Origin of the sequence: Desertimonas flava (assembly GCF_003426815.1) — a bacterium.
GTDB lineage: Bacteria > Actinomycetota > Acidimicrobiia > Acidimicrobiales > Ilumatobacteraceae > Desertimonas > Desertimonas flava.
Map to the genome: position 1 here is coordinate 92,321 of NZ_QKYK01000016.1, position 26,008 is coordinate 118,328.

The 26,008-nt window shown below is 71.6% G+C and carries 20 protein-coding genes; 9 read left to right on the forward strand and 11 right to left on the reverse strand.

The window, feature by feature from the left end:
• Nucleotides 1-122: 122 nt before the first annotated feature.
• The 4 genes from DN771_RS17925 to DN771_RS17940 all read right to left on the reverse strand — a co-directional run bounded on the left by DN771_RS17925 (nt 123) and on the right by DN771_RS17940 (nt 4,437).
• Complete coding sequence (locus DN771_RS17925; protein WP_116998919.1) at nt 123-881, reverse strand: ABC transporter ATP-binding protein; 759 nt, start codon at nt 879-881, stop codon at nt 123-125.
• Between the two features lie 483 nt (nt 882-1,364).
• A complete protein-coding gene (nagA, locus tag DN771_RS17930; RefSeq protein WP_116998920.1) occupies nt 1,365-2,546 on the reverse strand; it encodes an N-acetylglucosamine-6-phosphate deacetylase in 1,182 nt (393 codons plus the stop codon).
• The gene (locus tag DN771_RS17935; protein WP_116998921.1) at nt 2,543-3,529 is read right to left on the reverse strand and encodes an ROK family protein; all 987 of its coding nucleotides are present in this window, start codon (nt 3,527-3,529) and stop codon (nt 2,543-2,545) included. Before DN771_RS17935 ends, nagA begins: the two co-directional genes overlap by 4 nt.
• Nucleotides 3,526-4,437: an SIS domain-containing protein gene (locus DN771_RS17940; RefSeq protein WP_116998945.1), complete on the reverse strand. Its 912-nt coding sequence runs from the start codon at nt 4,435-4,437 to the stop codon at nt 3,526-3,528. Before DN771_RS17940 ends, DN771_RS17935 begins: the two co-directional genes overlap by 4 nt.
• A 152-nt stretch (nt 4,438-4,589) precedes the next feature.
• Here DN771_RS17940 and DN771_RS17945 point away from each other — a divergent pair, with 152 nt between their 5' ends.
• Entirely contained in the window at nt 4,590-5,387 is a 798-nt protein-coding gene (locus tag DN771_RS17945; RefSeq protein ID WP_116998946.1) for a DeoR/GlpR family DNA-binding transcription regulator, read from the forward strand.
• A gap of 60 nt (nt 5,388-5,447) precedes the next feature.
• Nucleotides 5,448-6,188, forward strand: coding sequence for a Clp protease N-terminal domain-containing protein (locus DN771_RS17950; RefSeq protein ID WP_116998922.1), 741 nt, complete (start codon nt 5,448-5,450; stop codon nt 6,186-6,188).
• On the opposite strand, the gene DN771_RS17955 is transcribed toward DN771_RS17950, so the two are convergent.
• Entirely contained in the window at nt 6,178-6,738 is a 561-nt protein-coding gene (locus tag DN771_RS17955; RefSeq protein WP_116998947.1) for a cupin domain-containing protein, read from the reverse strand. The two genes, DN771_RS17950 and DN771_RS17955, sit on opposite strands and share 11 nt — an antisense overlap.
• A gap of 424 nt (nt 6,739-7,162) precedes the next feature.
• Here DN771_RS17955 and DN771_RS17960 point away from each other — a divergent pair, with 424 nt between their 5' ends.
• Nucleotides 7,163-8,386, forward strand: coding sequence for a sigma-54-dependent transcriptional regulator family protein (locus DN771_RS17960; RefSeq protein ID WP_116998923.1), 1,224 nt, complete (start codon nt 7,163-7,165; stop codon nt 8,384-8,386).
• A gap of 35 nt (nt 8,387-8,421) precedes the next feature.
• Here DN771_RS17960 and DN771_RS17965 read toward each other — a convergent pair whose 3' ends face one another.
• On the reverse strand, nt 8,422-9,330 hold the full coding sequence (locus DN771_RS17965; protein WP_116998924.1) for an SDR family NAD(P)-dependent oxidoreductase: 909 nt from the start codon (nt 9,328-9,330) through the stop codon (nt 8,422-8,424).
• 111 nt (nt 9,331-9,441) lie between these two features.
• Here DN771_RS17965 and DN771_RS17970 point away from each other — a divergent pair, with 111 nt between their 5' ends.
• Nucleotides 9,442-10,347 (forward strand): TIGR03564 family F420-dependent LLM class oxidoreductase, encoded by a 906-nt coding sequence (locus DN771_RS17970; RefSeq protein ID WP_116998948.1) that lies wholly within the window; start codon nt 9,442-9,444, stop codon nt 10,345-10,347.
• A 3-nt stretch (nt 10,348-10,350) separates the two neighbouring features.
• On the opposite strand, the gene DN771_RS17975 is transcribed toward DN771_RS17970, so the two are convergent.
• Nucleotides 10,351-11,736 carry a right-handed parallel beta-helix repeat-containing protein gene (locus tag DN771_RS17975; protein ID WP_116998925.1) on the reverse strand — a complete coding sequence of 462 codons (1,386 nt, stop codon included), beginning with the start codon at nt 11,734-11,736 and terminating at the stop codon, nt 10,351-10,353.
• A 403-nt stretch (nt 11,737-12,139) separates the two neighbouring features.
• Between DN771_RS17975 and DN771_RS17980 the strand changes: the two genes are divergently transcribed.
• The 3 genes from DN771_RS17980 to DN771_RS17990 all read left to right on the forward strand — a co-directional run bounded on the left by DN771_RS17980 (nt 12,140) and on the right by DN771_RS17990 (nt 16,709).
• On the forward strand, nt 12,140-12,652 hold the full coding sequence (locus DN771_RS17980; RefSeq protein ID WP_116998926.1) for a nucleoside deaminase: 513 nt from the start codon (nt 12,140-12,142) through the stop codon (nt 12,650-12,652).
• 183 nt (nt 12,653-12,835) lie between these two features.
• Complete coding sequence (locus DN771_RS17985; protein WP_162942086.1) at nt 12,836-15,304, forward strand: caspase family protein; 2,469 nt, start codon at nt 12,836-12,838, stop codon at nt 15,302-15,304.
• Nucleotide 15,305: 1 nt separating this feature from the next.
• Nucleotides 15,306-16,709, forward strand: a complete 1,404-nt coding sequence (locus DN771_RS17990) for a lipase family alpha/beta hydrolase (RefSeq protein ID WP_205528650.1) — start codon at nt 15,306-15,308, stop codon at nt 16,707-16,709.
• Nucleotides 16,710-16,712: 3 nt separating this feature from the next.
• Here the strand turns inward: DN771_RS17990 and DN771_RS17995 are convergent, their stop codons facing one another.
• The 4 genes from DN771_RS17995 to DN771_RS18010 all read right to left on the reverse strand — a co-directional run bounded on the left by DN771_RS17995 (nt 16,713) and on the right by DN771_RS18010 (nt 23,810).
• Nucleotides 16,713-17,741: a D-alanyl-D-alanine carboxypeptidase family protein gene (locus tag DN771_RS17995; RefSeq protein ID WP_116998928.1), complete on the reverse strand. Its 1,029-nt coding sequence runs from the start codon at nt 17,739-17,741 to the stop codon at nt 16,713-16,715.
• A complete protein-coding gene (locus DN771_RS18000) occupies nt 17,738-21,361 on the reverse strand; it encodes a WD40 repeat domain-containing protein (protein WP_162942087.1) in 3,624 nt (1,207 codons plus the stop codon). Before DN771_RS18000 ends, DN771_RS17995 begins: the two co-directional genes overlap by 4 nt.
• 3 nt (nt 21,362-21,364) lie before the next feature.
• Nucleotides 21,365-22,459 (reverse strand): hypothetical protein, encoded by a 1,095-nt coding sequence (locus DN771_RS18005; protein WP_162942088.1) that lies wholly within the window; start codon nt 22,457-22,459, stop codon nt 21,365-21,367.
• Between the two features lie 94 nt (nt 22,460-22,553).
• Nucleotides 22,554-23,810, reverse strand: coding sequence for a CHAT domain-containing protein (locus DN771_RS18010; protein WP_116998931.1), 1,257 nt, complete (start codon nt 23,808-23,810; stop codon nt 22,554-22,556).
• 220 nt (nt 23,811-24,030) lie between these two features.
• Here DN771_RS18010 and dpgA point away from each other — a divergent pair, with 220 nt between their 5' ends.
• Together dpgA and DN771_RS18020 are read left to right on the forward strand one after the other, a co-directional pair.
• The gene (gene dpgA / locus DN771_RS18015; RefSeq protein WP_205528651.1) at nt 24,031-25,197 is read left to right on the forward strand and encodes a 3,5-dihydroxyphenylacetyl-CoA synthase DpgA; all 1,167 of its coding nucleotides are present in this window, start codon (nt 24,031-24,033) and stop codon (nt 25,195-25,197) included.
• Nucleotides 25,194-25,898: an enoyl-CoA hydratase-related protein gene (locus tag DN771_RS18020; protein WP_162942089.1), complete on the forward strand. Its 705-nt coding sequence runs from the start codon at nt 25,194-25,196 to the stop codon at nt 25,896-25,898. The genes dpgA and DN771_RS18020 overlap by 4 nt, the downstream gene beginning before the upstream one ends.
• Nucleotides 25,899-26,008 lie beyond the last annotated feature (110 nt).

The following is a 26,008-nucleotide window of genomic DNA, read 5'->3' on the forward strand; positions in this document are numbered from 1 at the left end:
CTGGCGAGTTGTCTGGAGCTCAGCGAGCGCAGCGAGCGTCCCGGAGTTCGAGCGGATAGGACGGCGGAGCGCTAGCGGAGCCGTCCGGCGCGCCGGCCTGCGTGGCCGGGGAACGCAGAGAGTTAGAAACTCTTCATGCGGTCGAGGACCGCGGCGGGTGAGGGACGGTTGAGCGAGTCGACGATGCGGCCGTCGGCGAGGAAGACGACGTCGTCGGCGTAGCTGGCGGCGACGGGGTCGTGGGTGACCATGACGATGGTCTGACCGAGGCCGTCGACGGCGTAGCGCATGAACGTCAGGATCTCGTTGCCGGTCCGGCTGTCGAGGTTGCCGGTGGGCTCGTCGGCGAAGATCAAGTCCGGCTTCGAGGCGAGCGCACGGGCGACGGCGACGCGTTGCTGCTGGCCGCCGGACAGCTCGCTCGGACGGTGCCGGAGCCGCTTCGAGAGGCCGACGGTGTCGATGACCGTGGCGAGCCATTGCTTGTCGGGCTTGGTCCCGGCGAGCGTCATGGGCAGGAGGATGTTCTCCTGGGCGCTCAGCGTGGGCAGCAGGTTGAACGCCTGGAACACGAACCCGATCCGCTCGCGACGCACGCGGGTGAGCTGGCGATCATTGAGCGCACCGAGATCGATGTCGCCCTCGGGTGTGTGGAGCAGGGCCTGGCCCGACGTCAGCGAGTCGAGCCCGGCAAGGCAGTGCATCAGCGTGCTCTTGCCCGAGCCCGACGGGCCCATGATCGCCGTGAACCGGGCGACGGGGAATCCGATCGACACGTCGTCGAGCGCCCGTACCTGCGTGTCGGCGCCACCCTTGCCGTAGATCTTGGTGGCGTTGACGGCTCGCGCGGCGAGCGGGGCCGGCTCGGCCCAGTGCGGCATGCGGTCGGCGCCGTGCGCGGAGGCGGGCGGCGGAGGCGGGACGGCGGAACGGGGGGCGGAGGTGGTGTGCATACCTCCGAGCATGAAGATCGCCGGCCGTCACCTCACTGGAGTACTCAGGTGTCTCTGCGGTAGGGACTCCCCCACCTCACTGCAGCGTTCCCCGGCCACGCAGGCCGCGTGAACGGCTCAGTCGGAGCAAGCTCCTCCATCGCCTTCACACCTCGAACCGACGCACGCAGGCCGCGTGAACGGCTCAGTCGGGGCAAGCTCCTCCATCGCCTTCACACCTCGAACCGACGCACGCAGGCCGCGCGCACGGCTCAGTCGGAGCAAAGCTCCTCCATCGCCTTCACCGCCCGAACCGACGCACGCAGGCCGCGCGCACGGCTCAGTCGGAGCAAGCTCCTCCATCGCCTTCACCGCCCGAACCAAGGACACCACTCTCCGGTGCGTTCCCCGGCCACGCGGACCGCGTGAACGTCAGCCGTCGAGGGTGCCGGCGACGAGGCGACCGCCGGCGATGACGGCGCGGACCTGCCAGTCGGGGTCGAGCACCACGACATCGGCGCGCAGGCCCGGGCGGAGGGCCCCGGTCTCCGCGGCGAGGCCGAGCACGCGCGCGGGCGTGGTGGAGGCCGCGGCGCTCGCCGTGACGAGCGGGACGCCGAGGCCGACCAGTCGGCGGAACGCCGCGTCCATCGTGAGCACGCTGCCGGCGAGCGAGCCGGGGTGGGCGTCGTCGGTGACGAGACGGGCGGCCCCGTCGCGGACCTCGACATCGAGGCCGCCGAGGGCGTAGCGGCCGTCGGGCCGCCCGGCCGCGGCGATGGCATCGGTGATGAGCGCGACCCCCTCGGCGCCCTTCGTTCGGGTCACCACACCGAGGAAGGCGTCGTGGAGGTGGTGCCCGTCGGCGATCAGTTCGCAGACCAGCTCCGGCGCGTCGAGCGACGCGCCGATCGGTCCAGGGGCGCGATGCAGGAACGGCGGCATGGCGTTGCCGAGGTGCGTCGCCACCGTGGCGCCGGCGGCGATCGCCCGGCGCGCCTCGTCGAACGAGGCGTCGGTGTGGCCGATCGCGGCGACGCCGCCGGCGGCGACGACCGCGGCGACGAGATCGATCGCACCGGGCCGTTCCGGCGCGATCGTCATCATGCGGAGCCAGCGGCCGGCTGCGTCGATGAGGCGCGCCCCGGACTCCGGCGTCGGGTCGACGAGGAACGCCGGGTTCTGCGCGCCGCAGCGGCTGGCGGCGAGGAACGGACCCTCGTAGTGGATGCCGGCGACACACGGCCGTCCCCCGGTGCCATCCGCACCGCCGGCGTCCAGCCAGGCGGCGAGCCGCGCGGCCGAGTCGGCCAGCTCGTCGACGGGAGCGGTGACGAAGCTGGCGAGGATGGTGGTGGTGCCGTGGCCGCGGTGGAACGCGGCGGCCCCGGTGACGGCATCGGGGTCGCCGGTGGTCATGCTGTGCCCACCCCCGCCGTGCACGTGGATGTCGACGAAGCCGGGGACGAGCGTGCAGCCGTCGAGCACCCGGACGCCGCGATCCGCCGGGGCGACGGTGTCGATGCGTCCGCCGGTGATCGTGACCGCGCCGGCGGAGAGGACGCCGTCGGGAGTCACGACCCGGTCGGCGGCCAGCACGAGCGAGTCGGTCATGACGTGATCCCGGTGCGCTGGACCTCCGGGTCGGGCAGGTCGGCCGCGGCGAGCGCGTCGAGGACGGCGTCGATGCCGAGTGCCGGCCGGGCGAGGTCGGCCGCGGCCAGCGCTGCTCCGGCGAGGCCCGCGCGGTCGGCGAACCGGCCGGTGCGCAGCGGCGGAGCGGGCCGCCAGCCGAGCCGTTGCCCGATCGCCGCGTGGAGGGGATCGAGCAGCGCGGCACCGGCCCGGCTGATGCCACCGCCGAGGACCACCACTTCGGGGTCGGCCAGCGCCACGGCGGCGCTGAGCACGTCGGCGAGCGCATCGACGGCTTCGGTCCACACCGTGGCGGCGATGGCGTCACCCGCCGTGGCCAGGGCGACGACATCGGCGGCCGTGGCCGTCGTGTCCCCCGACCGCCGCTGGTAGCGCTCGGCGACGGCGCGTGCGGAGGACACCTGCTCGAGTGTCACGGACCGTCCGCTGTCGGGGTCGGCGACGGCGACCTGTCCCACCTCACCGGCGCGCGCCGTCGCTCCGTCCACCACGTCGCCGTGGATCAACGTCGTCGCCGCGATCCCGGTGCCGATGACGACGACGAGCGCGCTCTGGGCGCCCGCCGCGGCGCCCGCCCGAGCCTCGGCGCGGGCCGCCGAGCGCACGTCGTGACGCACACCCACGGGGAAGGGAACGTCCGAGAGCCGGGCGGCCAGCGGGAGGTCCTGCCAGCCGAACGTGACCGACCAGCGCACCACGCCGGCCGCCTCGTCGACCAGTCCGGGGATGGCCACGGCGGCGGCGACCACGTCGGCGCCGGCCCCGGCGGCTGCGGCGTTCGCCTCGCCGATCACGTCGGCGATCTCGGCGAGCACCGCGGGCACGCCGCGCTCACGGCCCGTGGGCCGGACGGCCACGTGGAGGAGCGAGTCGGCGCCCAACACTCCCGACTTGATCATGGTGCCGCCGACGTCGACGGCGATGACCGCCCGATCAGTCACTGGTCGAGAACGACACTGAACGTGAGCGATCGGGGGTGATCGGGGTCACGGCCGTTGGCCGCGGCGAGGGCGACCGCCAGTCGTTGGGCGCGCAGCAGGTCGACCATCGGGTCGAGATCGCTCGTGACGAGAGTCGCCCCGGTCCCCTCGACCGCAACCGCCAAGCCGGTGGGCACCGCTCCGAACACCCACACCACGGTACCGGGCCCGCTGACGCTGATCGGACCATGGCGGTACTCCATCGCCGGGTAGGACTCGGTCCATGCGCCCGCCGCCTCGCGACACTTGAGCGCCGCCTCGTCGGCGATGCCTGCGGCCCAGTCGAGCCCGACGAACGTGAACTGGTGATGCGTCGGCGGACCCACGGGGATCGGCTCGACCAGCACGGCGTCGGCCGCATCGGGGAGGGCGCTCAGGTCGTCGCCGAGGTCGGCGCGCAGGACGGCGAGCGCCGTCGTCGGGAACACGGTCTGCACCACGGATTCCTCCGCCGCCATCGGCAGGGCGATGACGTGACGCCCGAGGCGCCCGGCCTCGGAGGCAGGATCGACGGTGATGACGGTGGTGGGGACCTGCGGATCGAGACGACGCAGGACGTCGAGGACTTCGGTCGTGGTGCCCGACCGGGTGATCGCCACCACGTGGTCGTAGCGGCGGTTGTAGCGGAAGTCCGACGCGGCCACGGCGTCGGTCTCCCCCGCGCCGAGCAGCTCGCGGCGAGCGGCGTACGCCCTCGACATGTAGAGCGAGGTGCCGCAGCCGACGGCGGCGACCCGGGCGCCGCGTGGCGGCAGGTCGGGCCGGAAGTCGTCGAGACGGGCGAGCGCGGCGCGCCACGCCGACGGTTGGGCGGCGATCTCGCGCTCGACGTGAGTGGTGGGGCTGGCGGGCGTGGATTCGCTGGACACGGGGACTCCTTGACGGTTCGACTTGACGATTCGACGTGACGGTTCGACTTGACCGGGCGGCTGCAACATCATGCGCGGTTCTGTCATTATTATTGCAGATTCGTTCAGCTACCTCGCACGGTGTGACGTCGGCCCGGCTACAGTTCGCCCCGATGCAGCGACCGGAACGCTGGAACGCCCTGCTCGCCACCGTCGCCGACGAGGGCCGCGTCGACATCGACACCGCCGCCACCCGTCTCGCTGTGTCCCCCGCCACGGTGCGCCGGGATCTCGACCAGCTGGCCGAACAGCAACTCGTGGTCCGTACTCGCGGCGGTGCCGTGGCCCACAGCGTGTCCTACGAACTGCCGCTGAGGTACAAGCTGTCACGTCACCGCGACGAGAAGCAGCGCATCGCGACCCTCGCCGCCGAACTCATCGCGCCGGCAAGCGTGGTCGGCGTGAACGGCGGCACCACCACGACGGAGGTCGCTCGGACGCTGGCGATGCGCGTCGACCCCGGGCCCACGAACGAGCAGGCCGCCGCGACGGCGGGCCTCACCATCGTGACCAACGCCCTCAACATCGCCCACGAGCTCGCCGTCCGGCCGCACGTCAAGCTCGTGCTCACCGGTGGCGTGCTGCGCCCGCAGTCCTACGAGCTCGTCGGGCCGCTGGCGTTGCCCGCCCTCGAGCGCCTGGCCCTCGACGTGGCCGTCCTCGGCGTGGACGGGTTGACCGCGGCCGCCGGAGCGACCACCAACGACGAGACCGAGGCCGCCGTCAGCGAGCTGATGACGGCACGCGCCCGCACGGTGATCGTCGTTGCCGACGCCAGCAAACTCGGCCGCCGCGTGTTCGCACGGGTCTGCGACGTGGCGAGCATCGACATCGTCGTCACCGACCGGACCGCCGATCCGGTCGTCGTCGACGAGCTGCGCGCGGCGGGGGTGGACGTCCAGCTCGCCTGACGCGAGACGATCGACAACCTAGGGTTGTCGGACGCCGATCCGACAACCTAAGGTTGTCGCATGACGGACTCACCGATCCCCGATCCCGACCTGGCCGCGCCCCGCACCACGATCCGTGTGCGCCTCGACGACCTGATCGACGCCATCCAGCGAGTTCACACCGACCCGCTCGACCAGCTCACCGATGCCGTCCTGGCCGCCGACCACCTCGGCGAGGTGGCCGATCACCTCATCGGGCACTTCGTCGACCAAGCCCGCCGCTCGGGGGCGTCGTGGACGGACATCGGCCACAGCATGGGGGTCACGAAACAGGCCGCTCGCAAGCGGTTCCTCCCCAAGGACCCCGGCGACCTGCCGGCGGCCGACTTCACTCGGTTCACGCCGCGCGCACGCAACGTCGTCGCCGCCGCCCACAACGAGGCCCAGGCCGCCCTCAGCGGGGAGCTCGGCGTCGCCCACCTCGTGCTCGGCCTGCTCCACGAGCCCGGGGCGATCGCGGCCAAGGCGATGGTCGACCAGGGCGTGACGCTCGAGTCGGTCCGCCGGCACGCGACGGCAGCCCTGCCGTCACCGGCAGCCGAGCCGCCGAGCCTGGTGCCCTACGACAACGACGCCAAGAAGGCGCTGGAACTGACGTTCCGTCAGGCCCTGCGCCTCGGCCACAACTACATCGGGACCGAACATCTGCTGCTCGCCCTGCTCGAGCACGAGGACGGCCGCGGGGTCCTCCACGACGCCGGGCTCACCTTTGACGCGACCGAGGCCCAGGTGCGAACGATCCTCGGGGCCTTCATGGCGTGACGCGCTGGTGGTGGGCGCCGATCAGCACCACGGCCAACGTCGCCGGCTCCGACCCGGGGTTGCCCCACCGGTGCCGGGTGCCGTTCTGGATGACGGTGTCACCCGGCCCCAGCGTGACGACGGCACCGTCGTCGAGCTCGAGGGTGGGCGTCCCCGACAGAACGACCTCGAAGTCGATCGACGCGGTCGTGTGCATCCCCGGGTGGTCGGCCTCCATGTGCGAGGCCAGGCCAGGGAGCAACGATTCGAACTCGGCCGCGGCGACCGCTGGGTCGACGTCGTCGACCGGACCGGACCGTGACGCGTTCGGCGGGAGCGTAAACATCCCGAACCGGAAACCACCGATCGGCGGGAAGTACGCGGTGGTGGCGGGACGTGATCCGTCGTCGGGGTACGACGGTGGCGCATCGCCGCCCCACAGCAGGTGGAAGGAATTGCCGGGCGTCATGATCGGCTCGACGGGCGCCACGCGTTCGTCGCTCACGAACACCGCCTTGCCGTCGGCGCTGTGACCGGTCACCACCCGGCGGACCGCCCTCTGCTCGGTCATCACTGTCCCCCTGTCGCTCCCCGGGCACCCCGGCGGTGCCGCGTCGCGGCCACGGTACCCGCCGACCACCACGCCGTCGGGCCGGTCGTTCGGGTCTCGGTGGTCGCCCGACGCGGCGGAGAGCCGGGCACCCTTGTCGAGACCGTCACGGGAACAGGCCAACGAGGGCGGACTCGTGCCCGCTCCCCCGACCGGCCCGACGGGTTCCATGCTCGAGACCGAGCAGGACGTTGTGGGCACCGCGATCGGGGTGCGCTCCGGTCACGGCACGGTCGCCTCTTGCGCGACCGCACCAGCCATGATGCACTGTGGCGGTTGGCAAAAGGTTGGGACCGTAGCCCAACCGGTTGGCAGAGTGTGGGCGGGCGACGGCGGGCGGCTGTCGCAGGGCGACGTGGCGGCGTTGACGGCGGGAGGAAGGCGATTGATCAGCGATGATCTGCGGAACCGACGGCGACGAGTCGACGCCGCGCGCGACCCTGACGCCGAGGCCACCCCGGGCCAGCCACCGGTGCAGCCGGCGATTCGAGCGTCACGATCGCGCAGTGCGGCCACCGTCGATCCGGCCCGCTCGGCGGCACCGGTCGACGACGACGAGTCCGCCACCCGGGAACGCTGGGCCGAGTCGCCGATCCGTCGCAGCCAGGTGCGTCCGGACGTCCAGCTCGCCGACGCCGCCGAGCAGAGCGGGCTCGTGGCCGCGATCACCGACGCCGATGGCCGGCTGCTGTGGACGTCGGCCAGCCGGCAGATGCGCCGCATCGCCGACCGGGTTGGGTTCGTGCCCGGCGGCCACTGGGACGAACGATCGGTCGGCACCAATGCCGTCGGTCTGGCCCTCCACATCGGCCAGCCGGCCACGGTGTTCTCCAGCGAGCACTGGAGCGAGTTCGTCCAGGATTGGGTGTGCTGGTGTGCTCCCATCCGGGCACCCGATGGCCGGCTCCTCGGCGCCATCGACCTGTCCGGACGGTGGGACCGCGACAGCCCGCTCGCCCGTCTCGCCGTCGAATCGCTCGGCAAGCTCGTCGAAGCGCATCTGCCCGCCGACGTGCTGAATCCCGCAGTCATCGAGCCGGGGCTGACGCTGCGCGTGCTCGGGCAGCCCGAGGCCCGCCTCGACGGCTGCTCGATCAACCTGTCACCGCGTCAGTACGAGATCGCCTGTGTCCTCGCCATCAACGGACCCACCACGCTCGCGACGCTGCGCGACCTCGTCTACGGCGCGCGGCCGGTCACCGACACGACGATCAAGGCGGAGATGTCCCACCTCAGGCGCCTGTTGGGCGGGGCGATCGCCTCGAAGCCGTACCGCCTCACGACCTTGTCACGGGTCGACGCGGTCGACGTGCTGGACCTGCTGCGCCGCGGCGACGTCGACACCGCCGCCCATCTCTACCGCGGTCCGGTGCTTCGCACCAGCGAGGCGCCCTTCGTCATCGACCAGCGGCACGTCGTCGACGCCACCCTGCGTCTCTCGCTCCTCGCCACGGGCAGCGCCGCGGCGCTCCTGCAGTACGCGTCGATCCATCCGCACGACGACGCCGTGCTCGAGCGGGTCATCGAGCTCGCCGCGCCCGGCAGCGCCGAGCACGCCGAGGCCGAGGCCCGGCTCGAGTTGGGCCGGCGCGACGACCTGGCCTGGTAGCGCCAGATCGTCACGTCCGGGCCGTCGGTCGGGACTCAGGCGGGCTTCGGAGCGCCCGACATGTCGGAGTTCGTGCGCGCCGCGGCGACGAGCCCGGCGAGCACCGGTCCGACCGCTTCCGGATCGGCGATGGGCTCCGACGATGGGCCGGCCACCCACCCTTCGGCGACGGCGAGCGTGGACCCCGACGACAGGATCACCCGACCGGTGATGTCCTTGGACTCCTCCGACGCCAGCCACGTCACGATCGACGCGACCCAGTCCGGAGAGCGCTGGGCCTTGTCCTCCTCGGTGAGATCGCCGGGCATCAGGTCCTCGGTGAGGCGGGTGAGCGCTCCCGGCGAGATGGCGTTGACCGTCACGCCGTAGCGCGCCAGCTCCATCGACGTGATCACGGTGAAGGCGGCGATGCCGGCCTTGGCGGCGCCGTAGTTCGCCTGCCCGTAGTTTCCGAAGATCCCTGACACCGACGTCGTGTTGATCAGCCGGGCGTCGATGCCGGCCCCGGCGGCGTGCTGTTCCTTCCAGTACCGCGCGGCGGCGTGCGACGGCGCGTAGGTCCCGCGAAGGTGCACGCGGATCACGTCGTCCCATTCGGAGTCGGTCATGTTCACCAGCGTCCGGTCGCGCAGGATGCCGGCGTTGTTGATCAGCACGTCGAGCCGGCCGAACTCGTCGATGGCCCTGCGAACGAAGGCGTTGGCGCCGTCGGTGGTGGAGATGTCGTTGGTGTCGGCCACCGCCGTGCCGCCGGCGGCGGCGATCTCGTCGACCACCAACTGAGCCGGACCGGTGGACACCTCACCGGTGCCGTCGCGGTTCACGCCGATGTCGTTGACCACCACAGACGCTCCCTGTGCCGCCAGCATCAGGGCGTAGGCCCGGCCGAGGCCGTTCCCGGCGCCGGTGATGGCGCAGATCCGCCCCTCGCAGAGTCGTCCCATCAATGTCTTCCTTTCATCGGTGGCCGCCCGAATGCGGTCCGTCGTTGTCGATCTGCTCTCATGAAAGCGTGAGCGCACGGCGCTCGACGAAGGGAGCTACCCATGTCCGCGATGAAGATCGGGATCTCGCTCGGCGAGACGGCGAACGATCCGCTCGGCGCACTTCGCGACCAGATCGCCCAGGCGGAGGCCGACGGGTTCACGTCGGGGTGGCTGGCGCACATCTTCGGCGTCGATGCACTGACCGCGCTCGCCGTCGCCGGCGCCGGCTCCGGCCTCGAGCTGGGCACGGCGGTGGTGCCCACGTACCCGCGTCACCCTGCGGCGCTCGCCCAGCAGGCGTCGACCGTGCAGGAGGCGCTCGGAGGGCGGCTCGTGCTCGGGATCGGGCTGTCCCACCAGATCGTGATCGAGGGCATGTTCGGCTACTCGTTCGACAAGCCGGCGCGGCACATGCGCGAGTACCTCGACGTGCTGATCCCGCTGCTGCGGGACGGGCGCGTCGACGTCACCGGCGACACGATCTCGGGCCACCTCACGATGACGGCGCCGCGTACCCACACGACACCGGTGCTGCTCGCCGCCCTCGCGCCGGTGATGCTCCGCCTCGCCGGCGCCGTCGCCGACGGCACGATCCTGTGGATGACCGGCCATGACACCGTGGTGAACCACGTGGTCCCGAAGCTGACGGCGGCGGCCGCCGACGCCGGCCGATCGGCGCCGCGGGTCGTCTGCATCCTGCCCGTGGCCGTCACCGACGACGTCGCGGCCGCCCGTGAGCGGGCGGCGAAGGTGTTCGCCGTGTACGGGCAGCTGCCGTCGTACCGGGCGATGCTCGACCTGGAGGGGGCCGCCGGCCCTGCTGACGTGGCCATCGTCGGCGACGAGGCCGTGGTCCGCGGGCAGATCGCCGCCCTCGCCGAGGCCGGGGTCAGCGACTTCGTCGCCGCTCCGTTCGTCACCGGAGGCGACGGCGAGCGGACCCGGGAGCTGCTCGTCGAGCTGGCGGCCGGCTGACCGTCAGCCGTTGCACCCTCCGGGCAGGTTGCTCACACCTCCTGCCGCGCCGGTGACGATGTTGTCGCACGCCACCACGTTCCTCGTGTTCTGGGCGTCGTGGATGTAGAAGCCGACGCCCGGCCCGTCGACGTTCGCCGTGTTGGCCACGAAGTCGTTCTCGGTGCCCCACTCCATGTCGTCGATCACGTGGGTCTGGAACCCGTCCTGGGGGCTGTCCGTCCCGATGTTGCCGATGATCAGGTAGCCGCGGCCCTTGACGTCCACCCATGAGTCGGCGCCGACGAGCCCGCTCCCGTCGAACACGTTGCCGGCGACCACGCCGTCCTCGGTGCCCTCCTTGACGTCGACGCTCTCGGAGGTCGTCGCCCAGATGCGGTTGTGGAGAACCCGGTTGCCGTTGCTCAGGTCGGGCCTGCCGTGGGTGTAGCGCTCCCAGTTCGACACCGCGCTGCCGAGGTACACGCCCTCTCCGAACTTCTCGTTGTCGAGGCCGGTGTCGTGGACGTCGCTGAACTGCACGACGTTGTCGGTGCTGTGCGTGCGGAAGTGGATGGCCTCGTGGCCGGTGCCGTGAACGTCGAGGCCGGTCAGCACCACGCCGGTGACGCCATCGCCCACGATGCCCTTCTGGGCGTTGGTGACGGTGATGCCCGAGACGGTCCAATGGTCGCCTTGGAGGTGAAGGCCATAGCCGCTCGCCTCCCAATCCCCTCCGTCGAGGATCGCGCCCCTCCTCCCGCACAGCGAGATGCGCTGGTCCGCAGTGCCGTCCACGGCGGCGACGAAGTTCCCTGGGTAGATGCCGTCGGCGAGCGTGATGCGATCGCCGGGCGCCGCGGCGCCGAGTGCCGAGCTCAGCTCGTCGGAGTTGGCGACGGTGACCTCACGCCGGCCGGGCGTCCCACAGGAATCGGGGGCCGGGGCGACCAGCGGGTCGTCGCCCGGTGGTGGCACCGCCGGCAGGTCGGGCGGCGGATCGGTGGGCACGTTCTCACTCCCGCCGTCGGCGTCCTCGCCGGGGATCTCGACCTCGAACGTGTCGGTGGTCGCCTCGGACGACTCCCCGACAGCGGCGATCACGTACTCCCCCGGCGCCACGTCCGGGACGGTGAACGTGGCCTCGAACGACCCTTCGTCGTCGGCGACGAAGTCGACGAGCTCGAGCCCGCCGGGGTGGTCGTCGTCGAGCCAGATCAGGTCGCCGGCCTCGCCCCAGGCGAAGCCCGACCCCCGAGCCGTGACCGTGTCGCCGGGTTGCCCCTCGTCGGGCCGCAGCCGCAGGTCGGCGTCGTCGGCCCGTGCGCTCGACGACGCGACGAGGGCGGCAGCCGTCGTAACCGCGGCGGCCACGTTGGAGAACGTTCGGAGCCGGTGCGGGCCGGGCATCCCGCGACGGTGGCACAGCCGGCGCGGCCGTGCTCGGCGGATGAACAGCAGCGGGGCGTGTGCGTCAGTTGGTGATGGTCGACAGCACCAACATCGTGCCGGCGGTGAGCAACGCCCAGGAGGCGACGCCGCCGATCAGGCGACGACGACGAAGACGGGCGGCAGGCCGGCACGAGCGCACGGGTGGGGTCCGATCGACGGTGGTCGCAGCCGGACGCCGTACCGACGCCGGTGATCGGTGGGCGCGGCAGAAGGAGGCCGACGACCTGCGATGACCGGTGGTAGCGCGCACGTGCATGCCACATTTGACGTCCGTCGGAGCCATCTGGTTGACGTCGCGGCAAATTGTCGCGAACAAGTCATGTCGGTCACAGTCCCGTCACACTGCGTACGGTTGCCGTCGATGCCAGAGCCCATCTCCCCCGCCGACACGTCCGACGACGAGCGCCGCCTGCTGCGCCGCTGTATCGACCTCGCTCGCGAGGCGCTCGACGACGGCGACGAGCCGTTCGGCTCGGTGCTCGTCGACGCGACCGGCACCGTGCGGTTCGAGGACCGCAACCGTGTCGGTGGAGGAGACGAGACGCGCCACCCGGAGTTCGAGATCGCCAAATGGGCTGCGACCAACCTGTCTCCCGATGAGCGACGGACCAGCGTGGTGTACACCTCCGGCGAGCACTGTCCGATGTGCAGCGCGGCCCACGCGTGGGTCGGGCTCGGTCGCATCGTCCACGCGGCGAGCAGCGAGCAGCTCAGCGGCTGGCTCCGGGACTGGGGCCTTCCCGAGAGCCCGGTCGCCTGCCTGCCGATCGGCACGGTCGCTCCCGGCATCGACACCCGCGGACCGTTCGCCGAGTTCACCGCCGAGATCCGCGCCCTCCACGCCCGCCTCCACGGCATCGACGACGAACCCTGACGCGCGACGCTCCCAAGTGCCGACCAGACGGACCGCTCAGGCTCTCCTGGTCAGCACTTCCACCACCAGCAACTCGCCAACGCCAGCAGCCGAGACGACCGCCCCGAGGGGCCAATATTTCGCAGGATCCGATGATCGCCGGCTGTCATACTGCGGCTGCCGGTGGCCGACGGGGAGACGAGGATGGCGAAGCGGGCGCTCTTGGTCGCCAGCCAGACGGCGGGCCTGCAGGGGTGTGAGTCCGACGTCGCGCTGTTGGGCGACGTGCTCGGCGGCTGGGGATTCACGTGCACCGCGCTGTCGGGAGCCGGTGCCACGCGCGATGGGATCCTCGACGCCTACCGGGGGCTGATCGACGAGACGTCGTCGGAGGACTCCGTCGTCGTCTACTACTCCGGTCACGGCGGCCGGATCCGCAACGTCGCCTCGATCAACGAACAGACCGACGCCTACTGGCAGTTCATCGTGCCCACCGACTTCGAGCGCTCCGGCCCCGACGACTTCAGGGGCATCTTCGCCGACGAGCTCCGGGCCCTGCAGCTGGAGCTGACGACGAAGACCGGCAACGTGACGACGATCCTCGATTGCTGCCACTCGGCGCTGATGTCGCGCGACCCAGCACTGGTGGCTCGCTTCTTGTCGCGGCCGTGGAACGAGCTGCGACCCGGCGCGACGGCTCGAGCGCAGGTCGCGGCAGACCGCGTCCGTGCGGTACTCGGGTCGGCCGGGCCGGAGCGTGCGGATGCCGAGAGCAACCAGCGGGCGGTGAGGCTCGTCGCCTGCCTGCCCACCGAGAGTGCGTTCGAGATGGCCAGTCCCGAGCTCGGCGCGGTGCACGGGTTGCTCACCGAGGCCGTCGCCGGACTGCTTCGTGAGGCGCAGCCGCGCGACGGCGGCTCGCCGGTCCCGGTGACATGGGACGACCTCGCCCGCCGGGCCCGGGCGCTGGTGCTCGCCAGGGCCCCGTCGCAGCACGTGGTGGCCGAGGGGCCGGCGCAGCGGCTGCTCTTCTCCTCGAGTGAGCACGATGCGTCGCGCGGGTGGCCGGTCGAGCTCGTCGACGGCGCCGCCGTGCTCCCTGCGGCCGCCCTTCTCGGCATCGGGCCCGGCGACGTCGTCAGCCTGAGCCCGGGCAGCGCCGACGCTGCCGGTCCCCTCGTGGCCACCGTCGAGCGGATCGAGGCCGGACGTGCCCTCCTGGCTCTCGCCGACGGCGCGGGCGTCGACCGGTTGGACGCGGCGACAGAGGCCTGGGTGACGACGGCGCGATCGGGTCGCCGCCCGGTCATCGTCGAGCCGGCAGCCGGTCCCGGCCGCGACGCGGTGACGTCGGCGATCGACGGGTCGCCGCGCGTGCAGGCCGTCGAGGCGGCCGCGGAGCCGCTCGCCCGCGTCGTCCTCGCCGACCACGGCATGCTGTTGTTCGGTCCCGAGGGCATGGCCTACTACGCCTCGCCGCGACCGGTCGACGACACGCAGCTGCGGCGCCTGACGGCCGACCTCGAACAGCTGGCCAAGGTCGCTGTCGTGCGCGAGCTGACCTCGGGATCGGGGGACGAGGCGCTCGAGGTGCCGGTTGCGTTCACGGTGCACGCAACGGCCGACGGGCCGCCCCTCGAGCCCGGCGTGTCGCTGCCGGTCGGCCCGGCGTTCTTCCGCATGCACCACCTCGGCAGCCCGAACGATCCGCCCGTGTTCGTCAACGTCGTGGACATCGGCCAGACCGGTGACGTCGCCGTGCTCTCGGCCGGGGCGTCGCCGACGGGGCTGCAACTCACGCCCAAGCAGTCCTACACGCTGTACGGCGAACAGGGTGGCTGGCTGTCGTGGCCGCCAGGGCTCCCGGCGGACGAGCCGCGGCCGGAGACGTTGGTCGCCGTGTTCACCGACGGCGAGCTCGACGTGAGGGCCCTGGAGGCATCGGGCGTCGCCGCCCGGGGCGACGGCCACGCCGCCGGCGGATCGCTCGGCACGGTGCTCGCCGAGGCGTCATCAGGCGTCCGGCGTTCGGCCGGGCCGCGCCCGTCGGCTGGTACAGCGCCCATGCGATACCGCGTCGAGCGGTTCGAGTTCCTCCTCGACCCCGGCTTCCAGGTCGACGAGTCCCGCGACGTGTCGGGGACGGCGCGCGGCGGTGGGAGCGCCGACGTCGCCGTGCGCCTCCTCGAGTTGGTGGTGCGGCGGAACCGTTCCCTGTTCTCGACCGACGCTCGGCTCGACGCCGTGTTCGTCACACGGGCCGCAGACGGTGGGGGCAGCGAGGTGAGCACCCAGACGTGGGCGTTCCCCGGTGTCGGCGACGGAGATGCCTTGTCCATCGGTGAGCTCGGCCTGTTCGTCGGGACCGCTCGAGACTTCCTCGAGATGGCGATCTGGGTGAGCCGGGCGAACCAGCAGCAGCCCAACCTGGCCGAGCTCGCCGGCTCGGTGCTGAAGCGGCTGCCCGTCACTGCGGCCGCCGGGCAGGTCGTCGAGATGGTGGGTCGGGCCCTGCGCCGGGTCGTCAACCGTTCGATCGGGCTGTATCGCACCACGCTGCTGGTGCCCGAGGGGCTCACCGCCGGTCGGCGGCCGGCCTCCGGTCTCGTCGAGGCGCAGGACATGGCCTTCGCGTACGACGTCGTCGTGCGCGATGACGCGGGAAGGAACTGACATGGCTCAACGGATCGAGGTCGGCGACGTGGTGGTCCTGCTCCCGGGGATTCTCGGCAGCGTGCTCCAGGCGGACGGGCGCGACGTGTGGGCGCCGAGCAAGGGCGCGCTGTTGCGGGCCGTCCTCTCGCTGGGCGGCAGCGTCAAGGACCTCGAGCTCGGCTCGGCGGACGACATCGATCGCGACGATCTCGGCGACGGGGTCACGGCGCCGCGGCTGATGCCCGACATCCACCTGCTTCCCGGGTTCTGGAAGATCGACGGCTACTCCAAGGTCCGCGACGTCCTGACGAAGCGCTTCGACCTGACGCCGGGTCGCAACTGGTTCGACTTCCCCTACGACTGGCGCCGGGACAACCGGGTGGCCGCGAGACAGCTCGCCGAGCAGGCGCCTCGGTGGCTGCGCGACTGGCGCGAGTCGAGCGGCAACGCCGACGCCAAGCTGGTCCTGCTCGCCCATTCGATGGGCGGCCTCGTCGCCCGGGCGTTCCTCGAGCTGTACGGCGGGCGCGAGATGACCCGATCGCTCATCACGTTCGGGACGCCCTACAGCGGCGCCGTCAACGCCCTCGACTTCCTCGCCAACGGGTTCCGCAAGGGCGTCGGGCCGTTCAAGCTCGACCTGACGCGGCTGCTCGGGTCGATGACCTCGGTGTATCAACTCTGTCCCGTGTTCCCGTGTGTCGACGTGGGCGACGGCAACCTCGTCCGACCGGACGAGGTCGCCGCGCTGCCCGCGAGCATCGATCCCCAGCGCCTCCGCGCCGCCCGCGTCGACTTCCACGACGCCATCGCCGACGGCGTCGACGACGGTCGGGATCGGCCGGGGTATGCCGTGCACCCGATCGTCGGCATCTTCCAGCCGACGTCGTCGTCGGCCACCCTCACCGGCGACAGGCTGAGCCCGGTGAGCGCATCGGGGGCAGAGGGTGGCGACGGCACGGTGCCCAGGGTCTCGGCAACTCCGCTCGAGCTGGCCCGGCAACCCGTCGGCACGTACGTCACCGACAAGCACGGTTCGCTGCAGAACATCGACAGCGTCCTGTCCCAGGTGACCGGCATCCTCACGTTCCAGCCGCCGGCCTTCGCGCGCGGTGACCTGTTCTCCGGGTTCGAACTGGAGCTCCCGGATGCGGTGTCGCCGGGCGCGGAGCTGCGGTTCGCAGCCGCCACCCTCGGGGGCAGCGACGCCGTGGCGGTCGAGGTGACCGACGCCGACACCGACGTGGTGGTGCGGTCGACGACGGTCCGGGCGGACGCGGAGGGACGCTTCGCCGGCGTCCTCGCTCCGCTGCCCGCGGGGGTGTACCGGTTCGGGCTGCGCGACGCGTCGGTGGCAGCGCTCGCGCCGGTGACCGACCTGTTCGTGGTCGCTGACGAGACGACGATCCCGCTCGGTCGGTGACGGTCAGCGGGACGTAGCCATCGCCGTCATGAACGCGCCGAGTGCCGCAGACGACTTCGGTCCGTAGCGGCCGTCGGCGTCCACGCCGAGGGCGCCCTGCATCGCCTTGACGGCGTCTTCGGTTCGCGGCCCGAACGTGCCGTCGCTGCGCCCGCAGTCGCCCCACCGGAAGAGCGTGCAGATGCCCTGCAGGGCGGCCACCTGACCGCCCTTGTCGCCCCGCTTCAGCGTCGGCGGCGGCGGGACCGGCGGCTGCTGCGGCGTCGTCGCCGGCTCGGCGGACTCCGATGTCACCGCCGGCTCCGGCGCGGCGGCACTCTCGAACGAGACGAGCCGGAGATGCCACGGTTCGCTCTGTACCTCCCACGACCAGCCGTGGCGTCGCGCCTCGGTGAGCGCCCACGACAGGAACGGCTCACGCACGGGTTCGGCAGCGTTGCCGTACCCGCCGAGTGCGGCGTCCACCGCACACCCCCATCCGTGGTTGCTCGTTCCCGGTACAGCCGCCATCGCCATGCCCGCCTTCAACCAGTACGTGGTGCCGTTCCACACCTTCGACTTACGGCCGGTGTCGGAGGTGGTGTAGCGGTCGGCGAAGAGCGACTTCTGCTGATCGTACGTCCGGTAGGCGCCGGTCATCGTCAAGGTGAAGCCGGCCGCCGACGCCGCGTTCTGCAGGTTGCGCCACGCCGCGGCCGCCTCCGGCACGAGGTAGCCGGAGCTGATCGGGGCCACCTTGATCATCGCGTCGAGTGGGATCTCGCCGTTCCCGTGTTGCTGGACCCACGACGGGATCGCCGCCTTCGACACCGGGAACTTCAGGTTGTCACCGCGACCGCCGCCGTCCGGGGCCGGAGGCGGCGGGACAGGTGGCGGCTGAGACGCCGGATCGTCGCCCGGGTCGTAGCCGAGCTCGTCGAGGTCGTCGTCGCTGCCGACGGGCTCGCCGTCGTGCTCGAAGTCCTCGCTGCCGGGAAGCTCGACCCAGGTGTCGTCCTCGTCGGCTCGGCTGGTCGTGATCTGGTCGGTCATGTCGTGCCCTCCTGTTGATCGTCGTCACCGTTCAGCGATTCGTCGCAGACCTCGATCCGCTCGTAGTTCGGAGCCAGCTCGTCCCATTCGCTGTCGGTCAGCTCCCGCCCGGCGAGCCGGCATGCGGCGTCGATCCAGCCACGCTCACCGAAGGCCCACCGCACCACGAACTCGCCGTTCGCGGCTACCAGCGACCTCCCGTCTGCGGTGACGGCGATCGACGTGATCGTCGAATCCGCCCAGCGCCACGGGTTGCCGAGCGACACTCCGTCATCGACGTCCCAGACCCGCACCGTGAAGTCCTCGCCGCCGGAGACGAGCTGCTTGCCGTCGCCACTGAACGCCAGCGCCTGCACGAGGTCGGTGTGACCCTCGAGTGTGTCGATCTCATCCCCCGAGGAACGCTCCCAGAGCCGGATGGTGGTGTCGTCACTCCCCGTGGCGATGATGTCTCCGTCGGGTGAGAAGGCGATGCTCGTGACCTTCAGCCGGTGCCCGCTCAGGATCAGCCGAGGCTCGTCCGACGATCGGGCGTCGAGCACCATGGCCACCGGCTTGCGACCGGCGGTGCCGATGGCGACCGCCCGACCGTCGCCCGAGAGGGCGAACGACACGACCGGGTCCTCGAGTTGCGACGGCGGGCCGATGGTGCGCTCCTCGCCGTCCTCCCGGATCGTGATCTCACCAGCGGACGTCGCCCATGCCACGGTCTCTCCGTCGGTGCTCGCGCCGATCCCGACGATCTGGGGACCTTCGGCGGCCAGCTCTCGTGGCTGCTGTCCGGTCAGGTCGAACTCACGCACTGCGCCGCGGTCCGTCGCCGCCACCAACGTGGTGTCGTTCACCCAGGCGAGGCCGACGACAGCACCGTCCGGAGCGGGCAGCGAGCGCGACACGCCACCGGTCAGGCCGGTGACGGTGATCGTCCCGCTCGGACCGCCGCTGGCGACGGTCCCTCCCGGCGAGACTGCCACGGCGAGGTTGCCATCCGGTCGCGGCGCCAGGGGCGTGACCGCCGGGCTGCGGAGCGAGGCGACGTCCCAGGCGACCAGCCGTCGCCGGTCGTCGAGCACGAGGACGGTCGACCCGTCGGTCGCGATCGCATCGATGGCGGCCCCGAAACCGGCGCGTTCGTCGCCCACCGGAATCGGTCGGGGGTCGAGGGTCCAGGCTTGGAGCTCGCCGGACGCACTCCCGGTGAAGGCGATCGCCCGGCCGCCGGGGGTGCGGGCGACGGCGGCCGTGAACGCCGTCAGGCGGGCGAAGTCGTCGGAGCCCGGTGCAGGAGTCCAGTCGGTGAGGTCCCACGCGTCGACCCGGTTGCTCGACCTCACGAGCAGCTGCGCCCCGAACGGTGCCAGAGACACGCCGAACGTCGAGTCGAGACCGTCGGCGATCGGTTCCGGCAGCTCTCCGGTCGCCAGGTCGAACGGCTGCAGGAAGGTCGACGCCCCGGCCCGTAGGGCGGCGACACCCGTCGCCCGACCCTCCGGGGGCACGACCACCTCCAGCGCCAGCAGCTGGCCGTTGAGCGAGATCGGTGGGAGCGAGTCGAAGTCGGGACCATCGAGCTGCCAGCGGTACACCTCGCCCAGCCCCGTCGCCGCGACGACGATGCCCGACGTCGGATCGAACCGGACGGCGACGACCTCGGCGCCCACGCCGGGAAGCGACCTCACCGGGCTGCGTCCCCCGAGGAGCACGGCGACGTCACCGTCGATGCCGCCGGCCACGATCGTGCCGTCGGCCGCGACCGCGACATCGGACACGGCGCGCAGTCGTGCGTCGAAGGTGGCGCGTTCCTCACCGGTCACCGGCTCGACGACGCGGATCGTCCCGTCGCCCAGGCCGATCACGGCGGAGCCGTCGGACGTGAACGCGGACGCCAACGCGTTCACCCGGCCGATCACCGTCCCGGGGTAACCCAGCGGGCCGTCAGCCGTGCTGACCGCGTCGATGACCGTGCCGAGCGTGGTCGGGTTGCGGTCGATGTTCAAGGCCGCGACCGCCAGCAGTGCTCCCTCGTCCCGGCGATGGTCGATCAGGCCTCCGGCTCGTTGGGCCAGCGAGACGGCATCGGTCCGCTCCTTCTCGGCGGCGAGGCGGCCCTGGCTGCGGAGGACGAGCGCAAGGATGGTCGAAGCGGCGACGAGTACCAACGGGAGCACCGTCAACAACACCGAGCGGCGTCGCTCGCGCCGCTCGCGATGCTCGGCGGCGTGAAGGAAGGCGAGCTCTGTCTCGTTGATCGTGATGTCTCCGGTCCGGCGCGCCTCCTGGACCGCCAACAGGCGCCGCCCGGCGAACAGACCCGTGGCCTCGCGGCCGCCGTCGTCCCATTCCTTGGCCGCCGCGCTGAGCCGGCTCTGCAGCCGACGTGTCGCGCGGTCCTCCTCGAGCCATGACCGGAGCACGCTCCACTCCCGGAGCAGCGCCTCGTGGGCGATGTCGACCGTCGGCCGCCCCTGCTCGTCGCGATCGGGCACCAGGAGGCGCTGCCGGGTGAACTGCTCGAGCACGTGCAGCACCGTCTCCAGATCATCGCGATCGGTGACGAGCGTGTCGACGCGGGCCCGTTGGCGGGTTGCCGCGCGGCCCTCGCCCGTCGAGGTCAGCCGGAGGAACACCCGGCGAGCGGTCTCCTGCTCGCTCTCCGGCAGGCCCTCCCACACCGCCCGCGCACCGTTCTCCAGCGCCTCGCCGACTCCGCCGGCGTCGACGTACCCGGCGACGGTCAGCCAACCGTTACGGCGCCTGCGCCACGTCTCGCGCATCGCGTACGCGAGAAGCGGGAGCTGGTTGGCGCCGGGGTCGATATCGGAAAGCACCTGTTCCACGAGTGCCGGCTCGACCCGGAGCCCCACCGACTCGGCGGGCCGGAGGATCACCTCGCGCAGCGAGTCCCGGTCCAGCGGGAGCAGGCGATGCTGGTGTGCCGCGACGGCATCGGCGAGGCCGCGGTGGGCGTCGAGCGAGGGGTAGAAGTCGGATCGGAGCGCAACGATCACCTTGGCGGTCCCGTGGACGCCGTCGGCGATGGCGCAGATGCCGTCGAAGAACGTCGTCCGGGATGCCGCCGTGACGCCTGAGGCGAATGCCTCTTCGAGCTGGTCGATCAGCCACAACGTGCGGGGCTCCGCCGGCTGGCCGAGCATGCCGGCCAACAGCTTGGCCGGATCGGCGCCGGGCCGGAGCGAGCGGATGGTCCATACCTCCCCGAACGCCTGCCTGGCCTCCACGAAGTCGGGTCCGACGCCGGCGGCGAGGAGCGATGACTTGCCACTCCCCGACCCGCCGATCACGGCGACGAACGAGGAACGCTCGAGATGCGCCGCGAGGACGCTGCGGTCGCGGTCACGGCCGGCGAACCAGGGCCGCTGATCGTCGGCGAAGGGCTGGATCCCCGGGTACGGACAGACATCGGTCGAGGCTCCGGGTCGTGTGGCGGCGTCGCCGGACGGCGCCCAGTCGTCGGCGATCACGCTGAGCCGCTCGATCACGACGTCGCGACCGGCCGCGACCGCACCGGTGATGGAGACGTCGCCTCCCACCGCCACCGGGCCCGATTCCGAGACGGACAAGGACGACGGCACGGGGGTCGTGTCGTCGGGCGTCGTCATCACTCACCCCGGGTTCGCCGCACCGGAGGCACCGGAGGGACCACCGACCGTCACCTCGACCTCGGTGGCCGAACCGAACACGAACTGGGAGCCGGAACTGGCGCTGATCGAGCAGCCGCCGGGACGCGTGCCCATCATGACCACGAAGTCCACGGTGGTTCGCTCCTCCGGATCGACGTCGACGACCTGGTAGTCGTCGAAGTAGCAGTCGTTGGCGCCGGTCTGGAAGTCCGAGGGCTCGGCGAGGAGATGGACCTCGCTCTGCACGTCGGGGTATCCGGGCGGTTCGATGACGACGGTGGCCGTGACCGTCTCGCCGGGAGCTGCCGCCGACTGCACCTGGATGCTCATCGTCACCTCGAGGTACTCGGGTCGCGGGCCGGATGCGGTGGGCGCAGGTCCGCTCGCCGGGCCGGGGTCGGCCTCGGGCGCGGCGGTCGACGTGAGCACGGCGGCGACGACGGTCGCGCCGCCGTCGACCGCCGTGATCGTGACCTCGCCCTCGAAGGTGTCCGACTCTCCGGCTCCGACGACGGCGGGCTCCGCGGCGTTCTCGGTGGTCACCTCGGCCGTGCCACCGACGACGAACACCAGGGCCGGCAGATCGCCGCTGTCGATCACGGTCGCCTGCCCCTCATCGAGGAGGGCCTGCTGCAGCTGCGCGTCGTGGGGCACGCCCTCCACGTCGAACGCGGATCCGGTCGCGAACTCCGGCTCGCTGTTGGCCTCGTTGTAGATCTGCAGCACCCAGTACGTCGCGCCATCAGCCGACGACAGGATCGGTCGTGGCTCGACCTCGATCATCGTCGCGGTGCCGGCCGGCAGCGGGAACGATGCGTCACCGACACCGATGGCGCCGTCGGTCACCGCCACGATCGAGAACGGTTCCGGCGATTGTTCGGACTCCCCAGCCTCCAGCGTCTCCTCGAACGCTCGCCAGTGGAACGTTCCCTCCGGGAAGTACACGGTCCCTTCGGCGATCACCTCGGCCGGGACGGTCTCCGATGGTGCCGACGCGCCGACATTTCCCGCCAGGGCGAGACCGAGCGACGCCAGCACGGCCACTGAGATGCCGACCGGTCCAGTTCGTGCGTCCACCCGAACCTCCTCGTCGCCCACCACCGCGTGTGCAACGTCCGTCGCGGCGAACGGTAACCCTCGCCTGGTCGTGCGTCAGGCGAATTAGCGCGAGTCAGCGCCGGCGGGTGTCGGGGTCGACGACGTCGCGGCCGGCGACGGTTCCGCCGGTGATCGTCACGTTTCCCCCGATGGCGACGGGACCCGACCCGGTCACGGTGATGACGGGCGCCGTGGTCGTCGGTTGGGGCGGATCGTCAGCTGCCGCGAACGAGAACAAGGGCACCGCCGGGTCGCGGACGAACAGGACCGGGGTCGCCCACTCGTCGGAGGATCCGTCGGCGTAGATCGCCTTGCGGGCCTCGCTGACCGAAACGTCGATCGGTTCTCGGCGGTCGATGAGCCCGGCGTAGAGCTCACCGGCGAACGTGATCGCCGCCCGGTCGGAGATGGCGCGCTGCATCCCGACCACCGCCGGGAGCCCGAGCGACATCAGTGTGGCCGCCACGCCGGCCTGGGGATCCTCTGGTGTGGACCGTCCGCTCTTGCACGAGTTCAACACGACCAGGCCGAGGCTCGGAGACGCGTCGGCGACGATGTTGGCGAGCAGGACCTCGTCGACGGCCACGGCGCCGCCGTCATCGTCGGTCAGGTAGATCACACCACCACCGGCGGTGAGGTCGCTGTGGCCGACGAAGTGGAGCACGTGGACGACCCCGGCACCGAGCGCCCGGCGCAGCTGCGCAGGCGTCGCCGCGTCGAGCCAGTCGAGTTGCAGCCGGCCGCTCTCGCGCATCGTCGCCGTCGCCGTCTCGACATCGGCGCGTTCCGCCGCGACGTCGAGCGGGGCGAGACCGGCCGGGCTGGAGACGACACCGAGCACCCTCAGCGCACCGTCGACCGTCACCGGCTCGACCGGACGGTCGTTCTCGATCACGCGGACCACCGGGGTGCGCCGCTGGCTGGCCAGGAAGAGCGGGCGTACGTAGAGGAATTCCCACGGCATGTCGAGCAGAGCGGGTGCCCGGCCCAGTGACAGGCTCAGGCGCAGCCCGCGGTCGCGATGCTCTTCGACCCGATCGAGGGCCCGATCGAAGAGGGCGCCCACGTCGCCGGTGAACAAGGCGTCAGCGAGACGCCGGCCGATGTCCTCGGCCCGCTGCGGCTCGTGGTGGGCCCCTGGGGGCGGCCCGGCGTTGCGCGACCCGCCGGCCCGGACGCCATCGAGGGCGAGCTCGTCCGGAGCCAGCGGCTGGACGAACTGCCCGGTCGCGTGCCTGCCGGTCGCCAGGTCGATGGCCGTCACCTGCACGCTGTCGCCGCCAGGCTCCGCCGTGAACGTGAGCCGGATGTCGTCGTAGGTGTACGTCATGTCATCGGGTTCTGCCCGGTGCGACGACCCCGTGCCGGCAACCGGGCGACGGCACCACGCGAACGTAGCTGTCCCCCACTCGGAGCGACACCGAAATCGAGTACGACGCTCGCAGTCGCCTTGCAAGTTCCCCACAAGTCGGCGTCAAGCGAGGCGGCGGATCGTGTGCAGCGGTGGGACGAGCGAGGTCGGGCCTCGCACTCGATCAGGAGAACTCAACGTGAACACAACGATTCAAGCTCGCCGCGCCAGCCACTCGACCGGACTGCAGCGCACGCCTCGCCCGCCGCACCGGCAGCGGACGGTGTCGATCGCGTCCGTCGGAAGCGCCTTCCCGGAGACGTCCTACACGCAGGAGGAGGTCGGGGAGCTCCTCGGCCTCGAGAACCGGGTCGTGAAGAAGCTCCTCCGAGCACCGCACATCCAGAAGCGGCACCTCTACCTCCCAGAGCGCGACCCGCTCACCGGGCGCGCCCGCAAGGAGTCCCAACCCGACCTGCATCGCAAGTTCCACGACGGTGCGCTCGACATCGGAGCACGCGCCATCCACAACGCACTCGACGCGGCCGGCCTCACTGTCGCCGACGTCGACTACCTGATGTGCGTCACCTCGAGCGGCTTCATGGTCCCCGGCCTCAGCGCCCTCTTCGTCCGCGAGCTCGGCTTCCATCCGGGGGTCCAGCGCGCCGACATCGTCGGGATGGGCTGCAACGCCGGGCTCAACGGTATGAACCCCGTGGTCCAGTGGGTCCGCAACCACCCTGGTCACGTCGGCCTCATGGTGTGCTGCGAGATCAACTCGGCGAACTACGTCGTCGACGACACGGTCCGCACGGGCATCGTCAACAGCCTCTTCGGCGACGGTGCCGCGGCGGTCGTGCTGAACAGCCGCTCCGTGTACGCCGGCGGCGTGCGCCCGTCCCGCTCGACGCCGGCTGTCGTCGACTTCGAGAGCTTCTGCATCCCCGACCAGTGGGCGGCGATGCGGTTCGACTGGGACGAGGCCGCCAACGGGTGGAGCTTCTTCCTCGACCGCGACATCCCCTACGTCGTGGGTTTCAACATCCGCGAGCCCCTCGAGCGGCTCCTCGTGCGCAACGGCCTCGATCTGTCGGCGATCAAGCACTGGGTCATCCACACCGGCGGTGGTGCCGTGATCGAGTCCGTCAAGCTCAGCCTCGGCCTCGACGAACACGACGTGCGCCACACGCGGTCCGTGCTGCGTGAGTACGGGAACATCTCGAGCGGCAGCTTCCTGGTCAGCCTCGAGCGCCTCCTCGCCGAGGGCAGCGTCGAGACGGGCGACCGGGGAGTCATGATCACCATGGGCCCCGGTACACAGATCGAGACCGCCCTGCTCAAGTTCGGGGAGGTCGAGCCGTGGTGACCACCATCGACACCTCCCGCGACGAGCGGGTGCTGCGAGTGCTGATCGCCGAGACGGTCATCGACCTCGACGTCGTCAACGCCCTCGCCTCGGTCCTCGACGATGTCGAGGCCGGCGGGATCGACAACCTCGTCGTCGAGTTCCGCAACGACCGGGACGCGGCGACGGGTGACTTCCCGTCGTGGACCCTTGCTGCCGGGCGCGACGACATCCGGTTCTTCGCCCGCTGGGACGAGCTCCTGTCACGGGTCTCCCGGCTCGAGGCCAAGACGTTCACCCTCTACAGCGGCACGGTCGGCCCGGCCGCCGTCCACTTCGGCTTCGTCACCGACCTGCGGCTGGCGACGCCCGGCGCGCAGCTCGTCGTGAGCAGCCTCGCCGACGGGGGCTTCCCCGGAACGAGCGCCTACTGGCTGGCGAAGTTCGTCGGTCTCGGCACCGCCCGCACGATGCTCATGCTCGGTGCGACGCTGCCCGCAGCGCGGGCAAACGAGGTCGGACTCGTCGACCTCGTCGCCGACACCGTCGACACCGTGATCGGTCACGCGCTCGACGCAACCCGGTCGGTGGCGCCCGAAGCGGCGTACTTCACCCGCCGGATCCTCGACGACTGCTACCTGCTCGAGTCACCGGCCGCGGTCGAGCAGGTCAAGGCAGCCCGTTTCAAACTCGGAATGTCGGCCCTCAGGAGCGCATCATGACCGCCACCGCCATCGCCCCCGCCCCGGCACCCCTCGGCCCGGCAGCCCCCGGCCCGGCAGCCCCCGGCCCGGCAGCCCCCGGCCCGGCACCCACCGGCCCGGCAACCCCC

Excerpts from the sequence above, each read along its gene's own strand:
- DN771_RS17925 (WP_116998919.1), bottom strand. The coding sequence starts at position 881 with ATGCCGCACTGGGCCGAGCCGGCCCCGCTCGCCGCGCGAGCCGTCAAC.
- nagA (WP_116998920.1), bottom strand. The coding sequence starts at position 2,546 with ATGACCGACTCGCTCGTGCTGGCCGCCGACCGGGTCGTGACTCCCGAC.
- DN771_RS17945 (WP_116998946.1), top strand. The coding sequence starts at position 4,590 with ATGCAGCGACCGGAACGCTGGAACGCCCTGCTCGCCACCGTCGCCGAC.
- DN771_RS17950 (WP_116998922.1), top strand. The coding sequence starts at position 5,448 with ATGACGGACTCACCGATCCCCGATCCCGACCTGGCCGCGCCCCGCACC.
- DN771_RS17955 (WP_116998947.1), bottom strand. The coding sequence starts at position 6,738 with ATGACCGAGCAGAGGGCGGTCCGCCGGGTGGTGACCGGTCACAGCGCC.
- DN771_RS17965 (WP_116998924.1), bottom strand. The coding sequence starts at position 9,330 with ATGGGACGACTCTGCGAGGGGCGGATCTGCGCCATCACCGGCGCCGGG.
- DN771_RS17970 (WP_116998948.1), top strand. The coding sequence starts at position 9,442 with ATGAAGATCGGGATCTCGCTCGGCGAGACGGCGAACGATCCGCTCGGC.
- DN771_RS17975 (WP_116998925.1), bottom strand. The coding sequence starts at position 11,736 with ATGCCCGGCCCGCACCGGCTCCGAACGTTCTCCAACGTGGCCGCCGCG.
- DN771_RS17980 (WP_116998926.1), top strand. The coding sequence starts at position 12,140 with ATGCCAGAGCCCATCTCCCCCGCCGACACGTCCGACGACGAGCGCCGC.
- DN771_RS17985 (WP_162942086.1), top strand. The coding sequence starts at position 12,836 with ATGGCGAAGCGGGCGCTCTTGGTCGCCAGCCAGACGGCGGGCCTGCAG.
- DN771_RS17990 (WP_205528650.1), top strand. The coding sequence starts at position 15,306 with ATGGCTCAACGGATCGAGGTCGGCGACGTGGTGGTCCTGCTCCCGGGG.
- DN771_RS17995 (WP_116998928.1), bottom strand. The coding sequence starts at position 17,741 with ATGACCGACCAGATCACGACCAGCCGAGCCGACGAGGACGACACCTGG.
- DN771_RS18000 (WP_162942087.1), bottom strand. The coding sequence starts at position 21,361 with ATGACGACGCCCGACGACACGACCCCCGTGCCGTCGTCCTTGTCCGTC.
- DN771_RS18010 (WP_116998931.1), bottom strand. The coding sequence starts at position 23,810 with ATGACGTACACCTACGACGACATCCGGCTCACGTTCACGGCGGAGCCT.